The following is a 14,617-nucleotide window of genomic DNA, read 5'->3' as shown; positions in this document are numbered from 1 at the left end:
CTCGCACCCGCAGTCGCTCGTCGGTGCCTGCACGTGTAGTAGGCGCCTACGCCAGCTCCAGTACCACCACGACGTCCTCAACGGCTACCTCACCGGAACCGGACTCACCCCCCGCCCCACCATGACGACATCACGCTTTCAAAGTCAGTAGGTACCGGCTGCTTGTCGACGACCGCCCCGGACTGCGGGCACCGCGTTCCGGCCGGGTTGCAGGGGGAAGACGGTGATGCCCTGCTGGAGTGCGGTGATCGCGTAGGCCATGAGGTCCAACCGAATCCTCCAACCACCTGATCTTCGAAGGTGAATGCGATATTGGTAGATGCATGAGCGATTCGTTGCCGACTACGCCTTTCCCTCGCCTGGCGAGCTGCAACTACAGAACTGACTCCGGGCGCACTTTCCCTGGCTGTCGCGGCACAAAGCTGCCAGGTCAAAGATTTTGCCTTGAGCACGCAAATGATAGCGAATTGCATTCATTCCTATCATCCATTGGGCCGGGCGCAAGGATCGATTTTCGCCACACCAATATTCCCGGCCCAAGACTACAAGAGGCGCTATCCCGACTGAAACAATCCGAGGGAGGAGGACCCCTGATAGGGCGTTGCGCTTTCGATGACGCCCACTTCACCAACGAAGCCGACTTCTCTAGGGTTACATTCTCCGACTATACTTCATTCGATCGCGCCACATTCATTGAAGCAGCCCACTTCGATAACGCCACATTCGCCAACCAGTCATCATTCAAGGATGTCGTGGCATTAAGTACAATTTCCTTTTTTGAGGTCACTTTCACCGAGACACCTTGGTTCAGTAGAGCAACATTTTATGACGACGTTTACTTCACCTGGACTACTTTCCAGGAAGACGTCATGCTCGATAGGGCGACTTTCAAAGAGAAGGTCGACTTCCATAAGGCACAGTTCCAAGACAATGTCCAGCTCGGTCCGTTCATTGCCGAAAAGTCGCTAGAGATGGAGGAGGTAATCTTCAACTCGCCTATGGCCCTGCTAACGACAGCACGAGAAGTAAGCCTCCGCGGAAGCCGCTGGTCGTCATTTGGGCAAATTGAACTACGTCACGCCGATGTCAGCCTCGCAGACTGCGCTCTCGAAGCGCCAGTATCTGTCAGATCCGCCCTCGCCCAATTCGAGTGGGATGGAACCATCCTTGAAGAAGAAGGGTTCTCGAATCTCTTCGGAACATGCATCGTAACCGATTTATCCGGCACCGATTGCAGTATGCTCACTCTAGCCGACGTCGAACTGACACGGTGCCATTTCTCTGGCGCTATTCACCTGGACCAAATTCGCCTCGAAGCCCACTACGGCTTCAACATCCCACCTCAAGTCCGTATTGAATGCTGGCGACTTTCCTATAAGTGGACGCAACGCCAAGTTATCGAAGAAGAACGCCAGTGGCGCGCGTTACCCGAAAGAAGTCCGATTCTCCGGCGAGGGTGGGGCGCCCCACCGGAGCAAGTGCACGAAGTCCCCAGCCTTGCCGCCCTTGCCATCATCTACCGGCAACTCCGCAAATCCCGCGAGGACGCAAAAGACGAGCCCGGCGCCGCCGACTTCTACTACGGCGAGATGGAGATGCGCCGCCACAGCAAGGGATGGGGCACGGCGGAACGATGGTTGCTCCAGCTCTACTGGCTGCTGTCCGGCTACGGCCTGCGCGCCTCCCGGGCACTCGGCTGGCTGGCCCTGGCGATGCTGACGACGATCCTGCTGATGATGGGCTTCGGCCTCCCGCAGGACTCACCCATGCAGGAAGCCAGCGGTACGGTGCCGCCCGGCGGCGGGAAGGTCATCTTCGAGATCGACAAGGACGACCCGAAGAACCCGACCCACGACCGGTTCACGACCAAGCGCTTCGACAAGGCGCTCAGCGTCACGCTCAACTCCGTAGTGTTCCGCTCCAGCGGCCAGGACCTGACGACAGCCGGCGGCTACATTGAGATGGCGTCTCGCTTCTCCGAGCCGGTACTGCTCGGTCTCGCGGCGCTCGCCATCCGGGGGCGAGTGAAACGGTAAAGGAGCCATCTATCGGGGTCCCAGTCTGGTCCGGCCAGCCGTGTGCCACCGGCCTGTTGGCCAGCTCCTGCTCCAGCACGGCGAACAGCTCGTCGTTAAGAAGTGGCAATGACGTCGATCCCGTGGAAGCCAGGGCTCTCGGCCCATCCTGCAACCAAGCCCAAGCCGGCCGCTGCCATCGCCCGGCAGACCGCGCACTACGAAGATCGCGCTCTACAGCTGGAGCATCAGCCCAAGCCATCGCGTCGGATGCGCCGCCGCGGGAGCCAGAGGCAACCCGGCGCATTTCACTTACCCACGCGCTCCGGAACATCTCCCTGTTCGAGTGAAGGCGGCACGCTTTACTCCTACGCCTGCCCGAGGGAATCGTGACCTCCGCCACAGAGGGCGACCGACGAGCAGTCGCCGACAAGTAGACCAAAGCTGCCAAACAAGGCATTTCAATCTCGCGGGACATGCGCGGGACGACAGACTTGACATCCTGTCAGGTAAGCCCGTGACCTGCGGAAACAACCGGGAATTATCCGTCCTCCGGAGCCGTGTGCGCAGGTTCGAATCCTGCCGGGGGCACTTCTGTGTAAGTGCCGCAAAGCCCCGCCATCAGCTGTGATGCTGAGTGCGGGGCTTTCTTGTGTCCGCATGCACGCAACCGACGCGAGCGGGGCGGCTACTGCCAAGCGCGGACGAGGTCTTCCGGGCCCCAATGTGCCGCGAGCGGCAGACCGTCCTCGATACCGCAGCGGGAGACGGCTACGAGCGGAGTGTCCGGGTCGGCACCAGGCACCGCGAGCATGTCCCGGACCAGGGCGTCGTATTCGCGTCGGCCGAACGGCTGGGACTCCAGCCACTTGATCGAGCCGACGAAGTGCACCGCGCCCGCGACGGGTTCACGGTCGGTGCCGATCAGGTCGATCTCAGGGTTGTTCTGCCGGTTCCACCAGCCGCCGACCGCCTCCGTTCGGGGCCACGTGTCGTCGGGGAGCAGGCGCAGCAGCGACTCCCGGACGACTGGCTCGACCGCACGCCCTCGCCAGGTGGTCCAGGACCGCTCGATGCGCTCCAGGGCGAGATCCCCGCGGCCACGCTCGATGAGCGGGATTCCCCGCTGGAGGAAGGCGAGCCAGAACCGGAGGTAGGGGTCGGCGATCCGGTAGCGCTTGTTCTTGGTGTCGGCCTTGGCGGACAGCGGCAGATCGGCGGCGAGGATGCGCTTGGCCTGCAGCGTATTCAACAGCGGGGACAGCGTTCCGGAGGGCAGCACGCCGGCGCCTCCGGCCTGCGCGGCGATAGTGGAGAAGGTCCGCTCACCGCTGCCGACCGCCTCCAGCACTGCCCGGGAGTGCGAGGCTTCGGGGAACTCCCCCAGCAGCGACAGCTCACCCGCCACCAGCAGCGCCGACAGCGGGTTGGCGACGGCCTCACGCAGGAAGTCCGTACGGCCCATTCCGGGCCGCCACGACTGGACGATCTCCGGGAAGCCCCCCGTGATCAGTAGCGCGTCCACCGCCTCCGCGGCGTCCAGCCCCGTCATCGCCTGCACATCGGCCAGATGGAGCGGCCGTACGGTCATCTTCGTGGCGCGCCCGAAGAACGGACGGCCATGGGACTGCAGCGCCTCCATCACGGACATGTCACTGCCCACCAGGATCAACAGGACCGGCTTGGCGGACAGGTAGCGGTCCCAGACCGTCTGCAGCGCTCCTTCGAATTCCTGATCCTGCTCCACCAGCCACGGCACTTCGTCGATCACCGCGATGCTCGGGACATCGTCCGGAACCGCGACAGCCAAGGAGCGCAGCGCCTGGTTCCAATCTCCGGCCTGCAGCCCGGCCACGAGCTCCGCCCCGGGCAGCGGGGACTGGGCGAGGGCCGAGGCGAAGTCCGCGCGCTCGGCCACGGCGTTACGACCCCGGGTCGCCTGGAAGACAACGTATGGAAGGCCGGACCGGTCACAGAATTCCTGGACCAGCCGAGACTTCCCCACCCGGCGCCGCCCCGTCATGATCACAGCCTGTCCCCGGGTCGCGCCCGCGCCCTTAGCCACCAGGCCGAGTTGGCGGGCCAGCAGGCCGAGGTCGGCAGCCCTGCCCTTGAAGTTCATCGCTACCCTTACGTCCAGCGCGGCGCGCCATTGAAACGTATATTCGATCTTACGTAGATTGAATCTTACTTAGATGCTAGCTGATCTCGTTCGGGTCACCACGCGCTTCCCCGTGCGAGCCGCCGCACGGCTCCGTCGGCGCACCAAGCGGGCGCCGCATCGACTCCGCGGCACGGACGACCGCACCTGCGCCACCCGCCGCGGCGCCAGAACTCCACGACAACGGGCCACCCGGCGCACAGGCTCCACCACCACACCAGGAACCGGGCAGGTCGACAGTGATGGGATCTGAGATGGAAGAGTTCACCATCCAGCCTGGGCACAGGTGCGCACGCGGGAGTGGCCACCGGGTATCGCGACGTAGCTAATGGAGATGGTCACGGACGGGCTGCGAGGGGTCGGGCAGGCGACACCGGTGGTGGTGACGACCTCGTTGACGTAGCCCCCAGCGCCGCCCGAGCCGTAGCCATAGATGTGCCATTGCACTCTGAGGCAGCGGCCTTGAGAACGCTCGCGAAGCCCGCTCAGTCGCTCGGTGCGGAGCAACGCATACAGGCCGCATCTTTGATGCCAGAGCGGAATTCCGCACAGCTACCGCACGAGGGGCAAATATAGCTGCGACTCCGTTGCCAACAGGGGACGGCAAGCAAGTCCTGGGCAAACGCGCGATCCAGATCGTCTCCATAGCCGCCGGGTTGACTCTCTGAGTCTACAGTCGTCAATACTGCATACCGGTCGTCACATTTCACACAGCGACGCGTCTCCCGTACCGTGCCACAGTGATCGCAGTTGCATCGGTATGTGGTTTCGCGGCGCCCAAATGCCCGATCAGCCCGAAATGGAATCCGACCACAGACAGGGCAGAGCATAAGGCGTCGGTCAGCGCGTCGATCAGGACGGGGCCGCCACCCCACCGGTTCCGGCGGCCCTCCCCCGCGTCGGCGCGCAGCAGTTCCAGGGCGGGCGGGCGTTCGGCGTCCCAGCGGCCGTCGGCGCGGGCTGCGGCGCGCAGCGCACGGTAGGCATGCAGGGAGTGCTCCGCCCGGAAGTGGTCACGGCGGACGGTGAGCGCGTCGGCCGTGCGGCCGTCGCCCGCGTAGCGTTCGGCAAGGTAGTCGACGAGGCCGCGATGGACCGGCTCGCCCTCGGCCGCCGCGTGGCGCAGCCCGTTCTCCACCCACTCCAGGGCTTCGCCGGGGCGATCCGCCGCCTCCAGCTCTCCGGCGATCACCAGATGGGTGCATCCGTCGGGGTGGAGTTCGGCGGCGTGGATGGCGATCAGTTCTCGAGGTCACCGGCGGCCCGTGCCAGGGACTCCATGAGGTACTTCTCGGCCCATCCGGACGGATTGCGGGCCAGGGCCTCCTCGCCCAGGGCCCGCAATGTGGCCAGTCCCTTTACGCCGAGGACGTCGTGGTAGTCGGTCGGCTCGGTCTCGAGGTATTTGCCGCCGTCGCCGAGGCAGTGGTCAATCAGCCATTGCGCGGTCGCGTCGAGGTCGGGCGGTGCGGCGAGGCAGGCGTCGAGATGGGCTCGTTCAAGCTCCGCCGCGGCGTCGGCGATACAGCCGTCGGAGTCGTCGGCCGACTCGTACACGCCGACCACCCGGTGGATCGCCTCCCGGGCCGCTGCGACGGCGGCGACACCCCGGTCCGCCGTGGCCAGACCGCGGATCGCCTCGGCCGCGCGGGTCACCTGGGCCGCGTAGCCGTGGGCGTCTTCGTATGCGATGTATCCGTACTGGCTGAAGCCGCCGGGTCGAGCAGCACGCTGATGTCGGCCTGGATCGACGTGGTGTCGCCGCCGGCCATGGTGGCGCGCAGTGAGAGCAGTTCCGTGAAGTCCGGGTCCTCGGCGAGCCGTTCCCGCACCAGAGCGAGCAGTTCGTGACGGCCGAGCCCGTCGAGCCAGGCGTCCAAGGCGGTTTCCCGCGCCGCCGCCTCCTCGCGCAGCGCGGTGAGTGCCACGGCGACGCAGTGCTTGCAGAAGTGGCCCTCCTCGCCGTACGGGCAGTCACAGGCGGCCCGCAGACCTCGGCTGTCGTCGAGAACGACGCGATAGCGTTCGGTGCCCTCCACAGTGGCGGTGACCCGACCCTTCTCGACGCGCAGGGGCCCCACGGCGTCCAGGTAACCCAGGCCGCGCTCGTACGACCGGGAACCGGCGAGCTGGCGGACATCCGACTCTATGTAAGGGGCTGTGCTCATGGGCTCGATTCAATCGTGTTCCGGCCGGGCGACTGAGGTTGTTCGCCCTTCGCGCCCAGGCGCCCGCTCACGCGGTCAGGCGCGGATCAGAGGGCGGCGCGCTGCTGCCGGTGTCGGTCCGGAATATCAGCCGTGGTGGATTCGGGGCAGTCGACCTGCGGTGCCCCCTTCGCATGAACCGGAGATCGGGACACCGTTCAAGAAGCTGTCCAGGAGTTCTCCATGCAGGCTGTGGAGAACCTCGTTCTCCACATGTGCGGTTCGTGCCCGCTGATAGAGACCCTCCACCAACCGCGCGAATCGCTCACGAACCTCCAGCGGAGGCCACCGGACCAAGACGTCTGCGAACGCACGTCGGCTGAGTTCACGTCCGCCCGCACCCTGAGAGGCCGCTGTCAGTTCGGCGCTTCGGGAACGGATCTCGTGCAACAGCCAGTATCCGTCGGCTGCGCTCTCCGGACGCAGGGTGAGGACGCCGCGGCCAGGAACAACCGGCATGGCGCTCGCCGCCACCTGCACACCGTCCTCCCTGGTAGCCACCAAGAGCGAGGACGGAGGGCATACTGCGGCTCCTTCGGCAGAGGCGAGACTTGCCTCTGTCCGATACAGGTAAGGCACAACGCTGCGGAAAATGTCTGCGGGTGCCGCGAATGCCACCCTCGTCTCGTGTGGCCCCTCGCCTGATTCCGGACGCGGGCGCGGGGCGGTCCCGGACTGCAGACACGCCAGAGTGCCGAGGTCCCAATCGGGCCAGCCTTCGCCTGCCTCGGCTTCGACAGCGAACTGGGCGTCGCTCAAGGCCACTGCGCATTCGGCTATGCGCGCATTGACTGTCGCTTTCGCTTCCACTGTGCGCATCGCGCGTACGAACGCCGCTTGAGACCCGATTGGGGGCAGGGGCACGGGGAGGTTCCGCAGAGCGGCCAGACTCAATGTGCGCTGCAAGGTGGATCCGGTTGCCCGGCGTTCACACCAATCCCGTACGTACGACGATCCGAGCCACAGCCTTAGCCAATCAGGTCCCACGTGCAGGTCAGGGCGCAGCACAGCGACCGTCCGGGAGGCGTTCCAGCCGTGATGGTCGTCGGTGACGACCGCTGCTTCGCCAACCCTCCCCACCAGGACCACGACAACGTCCCCGGCCCGAAGCTCGCTGCGCGGGTTCGCCTCGTGGGTCCGCGCTGCGATGCGCCTTGGTTCACAGGTGCTGAGGCGTCCGTCCTGGATGTCCGAGGCCCGGACCATTCCGACGCCGTCTTCCACGTGGGCGCCGGGACGAGTGATCCCGTAGCTGAGCGCGGTCACCAGCTCACTCAGCTTCCCCTCGGCCCAGCCTTCGGGAAGCGCGCACAGCCGGTCCTCGAGGGATACGGGTGTCACACGTGCCCCAGAAGGTCGCGAAGCTCGCGTTCGAGACGTTGGGATGTCTCGAAGTGCTCGTACAGCTCCTTGGTCAAGGCGGCCACCCGTTCATGCCCTTCCTGAGCCGGGGACGCGGCTGTTGGTACGCCGATGTGATGGCTGGGCAGCACGTCGTAATCACGCGCCACGATCTCGGCGGTCGACACCGATCGGCACCAGCCGGGCACATCCTCGTACGGTTCCGAGTCCTCTGCTCCTCGCCATGCGGCGAAAACGTCCGTGATGCGTGCGATCGCGTCGTCGGGGAGGACACGGCGGCCCCGCCCAGTGCTCATCGCCGCGTCTCGTGCGTCGATGAACAGCAACTGCCCTCTCTGCTCGGGGCTCTTGCTCTTGGCAAAGATCCACAGAGTCACGGCATTGCGCACATGAGGGATCAGTCCCGCAGGTAGCTCGATGACACAACTCAGGAGATCGTCGTGTACCAGCCCGGCACGGATGGAGCGCTCCGCCGCCCTCGCACCCGAGGCAGCCCCTATGGGCAGAAGAATCGCGGCTCGCCCGGAGGAGGACATCTTGCCGACAGCGTGCTGGACCCAGGCGAAGTTGGCATTACCGGCCGGCGGCGGGCCGTAGATCCAACGCCGGTCGTAGCGGCCCCGCCCTCCATCATCCCAGTGGGACTGGTTGAACGGCGGGTTCACCATGACGACATCGAAGTCCGTCCCTTCGAATCCGTCATCGAGGAGACTGGACGAGGCTCCGCCCAGACGCGCACTGACTCCGTGCACCGCGAAGTTCATCGCCGCGACGGCCTGGGCTGCCTTGCTCTGGTCCTGTCCGTACAAGGCGAGGCTGTCCCCCTGCCCCCCGGCCGACTCGAGATGCGTGCGGGCCTGGAGGAGAAAGCCTCCCGAGCCGCAGGCCGGATCGTAAACGGCCTCGCCCTCCCTGGGGGCTGTCGCGGCGGTCACGAGACGGGCGATAGGCCGCGGCGTGTAGTACTGACCGCCTTTCCCGCTCGCCTGCGACTGAGCCTGAAGGCACTGGTCGAACAGGGCCGCGAGGTCGGACGTCGTAGCTATCACCTCGAGCAACGGCCACAGATGGAAGCCGCCCACCCCCTCCAGGGAGGGCACGTCCGGATCCATCACCACCCCGGTGTCCCGCTCCCAACGCCGAAGACCCATTCGGATCGCCTCCTCCAGGCGATGGGCGGACCGCGATTCCAGTTGCGCGATCTCCTCCCACGCCGGAGGTTCCGCTGGAGACGTACCGCCTTCGCGGCCGGAGACTGCCATGTCCGCCTGGTGACGCAGCAGGATCAACACCATGGCGAGGCGCAGCGCGTCATCTGGGCCCATGGCCCCGCGCAGGGCGTCAAGCGCCTGCACGAGCGACGGACCTTCCAGCGTCCTCGCCACCGTCGTCACCGCCGTTCTCGTTCTCGTCCTACGTTGACCTGCCCCATCATGCCCGCCGAGTCAGCGGGACTGCAGATAGTTCACGATCAAGAACTCGACCGTGATGGCAGCGAGGAACACGCAACCCCCCGTCCCCACGGCCTGGTTCACGCTGCCCGAAGCCGCCTTTCTCCAGATCCCCGCCACCAGCGCACAGATCACCGCGATCGCGAAGACGAGCGCGACGACCATGAGGCTCATTCGATCCACTTCTCCCCCTAAGTCCTTTTCGGGTAGCCCAAAGCGAAGCACCAGCGGCCCCGGACACCTCATCCACCGTGCTGCGCACGACTGTACACGACCGCAGCAGTCCGTTGGGGATCGCCTGTAGCAGTCCGTTGGGGAGAGCTTCATGTTCAATTCCGCATCGGCGGATCACGCGGCAAAAGTGGCTTTGATGAATTAATGAATTCGCGCCGTCGCTCGCTTGCCGATCGCACATGGACGAGGCGCGGCGCCTGGCGGACGTCCGGGCCCCTGAAGCCCCGGCCCAGGCCGACTCCTCAGGTTCCGTCCGTCACGCGCGCCTCCGTCCGGCACCCGAGCCGATACGATCTGGGCCGGGGATATTGCTGCCGAGCAGCCGCAATCAGTACAGATCGACATGGACACGAAGCGGGGATGGCGCATGCGGGACGGCCGGTGGGTCACGGTCACCGAATCCGAGTTCCAGCACGAGCGCCGGGGGCTGGAGGCGATCCGGGAGAAGCTCCCCGACAACGATCCGTGGCGCGCCTGGTCGAACTTCACCTTCACCGCGCACAGCGGCCACGTCAGGGAAGTGGACCTGCTGGTGGTCGCCCCCGCCGGGGTGTATCTGATCGAACTGAAGGACTGGCACGGCTCGGTCGAGTCGCGTAACGGCACCTGGCTGCAGACCCAGCCCAGCGGCCGGCAGATCACCCACGGCAACCCACTCCACCTGGCGAACAAGAAGGCCAAGGAGCTGGCGCAGCTGCTGGCCCAGGAGGACGAGCGGGTGTGGGTGTCGGAGGCCGTCTGCTTCACCGACTCCTCCCTGAAGAATCGGCTGCCCGCCCACGATCAGCACGGCCTCTACACCGTCCACCAGCTCGCCCGGATGCTGGCGGAGCCCCCGCGCGACGAGCACCGCCGGATCGACCGGTCGCGGTCACGCCGGATCAAGTCGGCCCTGGAGCGGGTGGGCATCGCGCGCAGCGACGCCGAGTACAAGGTCGGCCCCTATCTGCTGCACCGCAAATCGTTCGACTCGGGCCCGACCTGGGCGGACTACCTGGCCCGGCACAGCGAGCTGCCGGAGGCCGCCCGGATCCGTGTCTACCTGCGGGAGCGTGGCTCGGACGCCGAGCTGCGGGCCTCGGTGGAGCGCGCGGCGCGGCGCGAGGGGGAGGTGCTGCGGAGCTTCAAGCACCCCGGTGTCGTGCAGCTGAAGCAGTACGACCCGTCCGGGCACTCGGCGGGGCCCGCGCTGATCTTCGACTTCGATCCGCGGACGCTGCGCCTGGACGAATATCTGGCGCAGTACGGCGAGAAGCTGGACATCCTCAGCCGGATGGCGCTGGTGCGGCAGCTCGCCGAGACCGTGCGCTCGGCGCACAGCCGCCGGATCTACCACCGTACGCTCGCGGCCCGCGCCATCCATGTGATGCCCCGCTCCCGGGGCCGGGCGGCGGCCGCGGACGGGAACGGGAACGGCGAGGAAGCGGCCTGGCTCAGTCCGTACCTGCAGATCTCGGACTGGCAGGTCGCGGTCCAGCGCGGGTCGGGGTCCGGCGCGCCGGGCGGCGGCGAGCGGTTCGCGCCGACCACGCTCTCGCGCGCGGGCGCCCACCTCGCGGAGGGCGCGGATCCGTATCTCGCCCCGGAGCTGACCGCGCTGAAGGCCGACCCGGTCGCGCTGGACATCTACGGCCTCGGCGTCCTCACCTACCTGCTGGCCACCGGAAAGGCCCCGGCCGCCAGCCAGGCCGAACTGCTGGCCCGTTACGAGGCGGGCGAGGGGCTGCGGCCGAGCGCGGTGGTGGACGGCCTCTCGGATGACATCGACGCGCTGGTGCAGATGGCCACCGCCTATCACGTCGGCGACCGGCTGGACTCGGTGGATGACTTCCTGGACTTGCTGGAAGTCGTGGAGGCCGCCCTGACCGAGCCCGCCCCGGCGGAGCCCGTACTGCCGGCCGCGCCCGAGAAGGATCCCCGGGAAGCGGTCGCGGGCGATCTGCTGGCCGGCCGCTGGGAGGTCAGGCGCCGCCTCGGCACGGGGTCGACCAGCCGCGCGTTCCTCGTACGGGATGTGACGGCCGGCCCGGAGGTCCGCTTCTCGAAGTCCCTGGCGGTGCTGAAGGTCGCCATGTCGGACAGCCGCGGCGAGATGCTGACCCGCGAGGCCGAGGTGATGGGGCGGCTGCGCCCCGATTCGCGGATCATCCGTCTCGTCGAGCCGGAGCCGCAGCGCATCGGCCGCCGCACCGTCCTCGTCATGGAGTACGTCGGTGACGAGCGCGAGGTCGACGCCGAACCCGCCACGCCCGGGGAGCGCAGGAGTAGGCGGCGCGAGGAGACCGTCGCCCGCCAGCTGCGTGAGCACGGCCGGCTGTCGGTGGACCAGCTCGAGGCGTACGGCGACTATCTGTTCGGCGCGGTGGACTTCCTCGAGGGCGAGGGTGTGTGGCACCGCGACATCAAGCCGGACAACATCGCGATCCGCATCCGCCCGAACCGCACCCGTGAGCTGGTGCTCATCGACTTCTCGCTGGCCGGCTACCCGGTGCAGGAGACCGGGGCCGGGACCGACGGCTATCTGGACCCGTTCATCGGGACGCTCACCGAGCGCTCGGTGTACGACGGGCACGCCGAGCGGTACGCCCTGGCCGTCACCCTGCATGAGATGGCCTCCCGCGAGCTTCCGGTCTGGGGCGGCGGCAGGGTGTCGCCGCGTCAGACCGACGCCAAGAAGGAGCCGTACCCGAAGATCGCGGCGGACGGGTTCGACCCGGCGGTGAAGGACGGCCTGGTCGAGTTCTTCCGGACGGCGCTGCACCGGGACGCGGCTCAGCGTTTTCCCGACCTCAAGCCGATGCGGGACGCCTGGAAGAAGATCTTCCTGGCCATGGACGAGGCGAAGCCGTCTTCACGCCGCTCGCGTCAGCCCGCCCCCGCGCCGGGCGGCGCGGTCACCCCCGGGGAGGAGGCGGCGCAGGCCCAGGACGCCCCGATCCCCGCCGCCGAGGAGGAGAGCGCCGAGCAGCAGCGCGACCGGCTGGCGGCCCAGGCCCACCGTGAGACCCCCATCTCGGCCTCGGGGCTCAGCCCGGCCGCCGAGTCCTTCGTCTACGGACTGCGCGTCAACGACGTCGGGGGTCTGCTCGACCACAGCCGTCATCAGCTCGTCAACGCGCCCGGCCTGGGCGCCAAGACCCGCAAGGAAGTCCTCCGCCGCATCAAGGAATGGCGGCAGCGGCTCTCCGAGCAGCCGGCGGCCCCGCTCACCCCCGAGGGCCGGAAGGCGGCGAAGGAGGAACTGTCGGTCGCGGAGGCCGCGCTCGCGACCGCGATGGCGGAGGGCGGCAGCACAACAGGGCTGCCCGAACGCGCGCTGCGCAGTGTCAGCCTCGACACGCTCGCCACGATCTTCGTACCGGAGCTGAAGAAGGACGAGGCGAACCACAACGAGTGCGAGATGGTCCGGCTGCTGCTGCGTCTCCCCGACGAGCGGGGCACGCTGCCGGAGATCGGGGTGTGGCCCCTGCAGAAGGACGTCGCGACCGCGCTCGGGCTGTCGGCGGGCCGTATCCCGCAGATGCTGAAGACCCAGCGCACCCGGTGGAAGCGGAACCCGGCGGTACGGGTGCTGCGCGCCGAAATCCTGGAGCTGCTGCGGGGGCTGGGCCGGGTCGCCTCCGCGGCGGAGGTCGCGGACGCTCTCGCGGTACGGCGCGGCACCCAGCTCCCCGAGCGCGAGCAGCGCCGGGCGCTGGCGCTGGCCGCCGTACGAGCGGTGGTGGAGGTCGAACAACTCATCCCGGACGAGGCGGAGTTCCAGCACATGCCGAACCGTGACGCGGCCGACGAGGGCATGGGGGCGGGCCTGCTGGCCCTGGAGGTCGGCTCCGACGACGCCCCCGAGACACCGTCCGGACCCGGTCTGCTCCACTACGCCCAGCGGCTGGGCAAGGTCGCCGACCGACTGGCGAAGCTCGACACCCTGCCGACCGCGGCGACGGTTCTGGCGGAGCTGGGCTCCATCGCACCTCCGAGCGAGGCCGTGGACTGGGACGAGCGGCGCCTGGTGGAGGTCGCCGCCGCGGCCTCGCGCCGGGCCGCCGCGACACCGCGCCTGGAGATCTACCCCCGGAACCTGCCTCTCGTGCGGGCACTGCGCCTCACCCAGGCGGGTCTCGTACCGCTCATCCCCGGAGTGCCGGAGGCCCGGCAGCCGGGGTTGACGGGCGAGGACGTCCACGAGCGGGTACGCGCCCGCTTCCCGGAGCTGCTGAACGAGCGGCGCGGCCACGCGCTGCCGACCGGGGGACCGCTGACGAGGGCGCTGCGGGACGCCGGGTTCGACCTGGAGCTGAAGACCCGCGAGGGCACCGGCACGCTGCGCTACATCCCGCGCCAGCGGGACGGCGGCTCCTCGTACCTGTCGTCGGATGCCGCCCGCCAGGCCACCGGCACCCTCACCGCCCACCGCTACTCCGACGACCCGCAGCTCGCGGGTGCGGTGGTGGCCGAGGAGCGGCTGCTGTCCTCGGCTCGCCGGGACGGCTTCCGGGTGCTGACGGTACGGACGGGGCTGGCGGGCCACGCGTTGCGGGAGCTTGCGACGGACCGCTTCGGGGCGGAGGTCGTATCGGTGACCGATCTGTTCCTGCACGCCCTGCACGAGCAGGTGGACCCGCGGCCGAAGCCGACCTGGGAGACGATCCTGCGCGCGGACGCGGCGGAGCCGGGGTCGAAGGCGGCGATGCGGTTCGGCGAGTACGCGCGGACGAGTTGGGGTGCGGTGGAGCCCCGGCTGCGGGAGCTGGTGTCGGGGGCGTCGTCGTACGGCTCGGGGTTGCCTGTACGGCCTGTGCTGCTGACGGACGCGGGCGCGTTCGCGCGGTACGACGCGATGGCGGTGCTGGAACGGCTGGCCGAGGCGGCCCGGGACGGGGGGCGCGGGCTATGGCTGCTGTGCCCGCAAGGCGATCCGGCGCGACCACCGAGGTTGGGGACAACGGCTGTGCCGTACCAGGCGGGGCTGGGAGAATGGATCGAGCTGCCGGAGTCGTGGGTGGCGAATGAGCACCGGGCCGAGGCGTCGGCGGCGGGCTTGTCGGGGGACGGGTAGCGGCGCTGAGCGTGGGTGCTGCCGAGACCATGGGGACGAACGGGATTACGGGAGACGTGACGACGTGATTGACGCTGCAGCGCTTCGGGCCGACCTGATCAAGCAGGTCAAGACGATCGAGGCGGACCTCG

At 67.8% G+C, this 14,617-nt stretch carries 8 protein-coding genes; 2 read left to right on the top strand and 6 right to left on the bottom strand.

The window, feature by feature from the left end; translation table 11 throughout:
- Positions 1-323 precede the first annotated feature (323 nt).
- Complete coding sequence (locus tag ABZ370_RS22920; RefSeq protein ID WP_358623894.1) at positions 324-2,036, top strand: pentapeptide repeat-containing protein; 1,713 nt, start codon at positions 324-326, stop codon at positions 2,034-2,036.
- Between the two features lie 667 nt (positions 2,037-2,703).
- On the opposite strand, the gene ABZ370_RS22915 is transcribed toward ABZ370_RS22920, so the two are convergent.
- The 6 genes from ABZ370_RS22915 to ABZ370_RS22890 form a co-directional block, all read right to left on the bottom strand.
- The gene (locus ABZ370_RS22915) at positions 2,704-4,137 is read right to left on the bottom strand and encodes a DUF234 domain-containing protein (RefSeq protein WP_358623891.1); all 1,434 of its coding nucleotides are present in this window, start codon (positions 4,135-4,137) and stop codon (positions 2,704-2,706) included.
- A gap of 745 nt (positions 4,138-4,882) precedes the next feature.
- The gene (locus tag ABZ370_RS22910) at positions 4,883-5,368 is read right to left on the bottom strand and encodes a hypothetical protein (protein WP_358623888.1); all 486 of its coding nucleotides are present in this window, start codon (positions 5,366-5,368) and stop codon (positions 4,883-4,885) included.
- A gap of 47 nt (positions 5,369-5,415) precedes the next feature.
- Positions 5,416-5,832 (bottom strand): hypothetical protein, encoded by a 417-nt coding sequence (locus ABZ370_RS22905; RefSeq protein ID WP_358623886.1) that lies wholly within the window; start codon positions 5,830-5,832, stop codon positions 5,416-5,418.
- The gene (locus ABZ370_RS22900) at positions 5,829-6,344 is read right to left on the bottom strand and encodes an SWIM zinc finger family protein (protein ID WP_358623883.1); all 516 of its coding nucleotides are present in this window, start codon (positions 6,342-6,344) and stop codon (positions 5,829-5,831) included. The genes ABZ370_RS22905 and ABZ370_RS22900 overlap by 4 nt, the downstream gene beginning before the upstream one ends.
- A gap of 1,376 nt (positions 6,345-7,720) precedes the next feature.
- Positions 7,721-9,139, bottom strand: coding sequence for an N-6 DNA methylase (locus ABZ370_RS22895; RefSeq protein WP_358623880.1), 1,419 nt, complete (start codon positions 9,137-9,139; stop codon positions 7,721-7,723).
- A gap of 51 nt (positions 9,140-9,190) precedes the next feature.
- Positions 9,191-9,370, bottom strand: coding sequence for a hypothetical protein (locus ABZ370_RS22890; RefSeq protein WP_358623879.1), 180 nt, complete (start codon positions 9,368-9,370; stop codon positions 9,191-9,193).
- 427 nt (positions 9,371-9,797) lie between these two features.
- On the opposite strand from ABZ370_RS22890, the gene pglW reads away from it, so the two are divergent.
- Positions 9,798-14,486, top strand: coding sequence for a BREX system serine/threonine kinase PglW (gene pglW, locus ABZ370_RS22885; RefSeq protein WP_358623876.1), 4,689 nt, complete (start codon positions 9,798-9,800; stop codon positions 14,484-14,486).
- The last annotated feature ends 131 nt before the right edge of the window (positions 14,487-14,617 follow it).

The sequence above is a fragment of the Streptomyces sp. NPDC005962 genome (assembly GCF_040629205.1).
Lineage (GTDB): Bacteria > Actinomycetota > Actinomycetes > Streptomycetales > Streptomycetaceae > Streptomyces.
This window is presented reverse-complemented; position numbering and strand designations above follow the sequence as displayed.

Bases quoted from the DNA above. Each gene is read 5' to 3' on its own strand.
- ABZ370_RS22920 (WP_358623894.1), top strand. From the start codon at position 324: ATGAGCGATTCGTTGCCGACTACGCCTTTCCCTCGCCTGGCGAGCTGC.
- pglW (WP_358623876.1), top strand. From the start codon at position 9,798: ATGCGGGACGGCCGGTGGGTCACGGTCACCGAATCCGAGTTCCAGCAC.
- ABZ370_RS22900 (WP_358623883.1), bottom strand. From the start codon at position 6,344: ATGAGCACAGCCCCTTACATAGAGTCGGATGTCCGCCAGCTCGCCGGT.
- ABZ370_RS22915 (WP_358623891.1), bottom strand. From the start codon at position 4,137: ATGAACTTCAAGGGCAGGGCTGCCGACCTCGGCCTGCTGGCCCGCCAA.
- ABZ370_RS22890 (WP_358623879.1), bottom strand. From the start codon at position 9,370: ATGAGCCTCATGGTCGTCGCGCTCGTCTTCGCGATCGCGGTGATCTGT.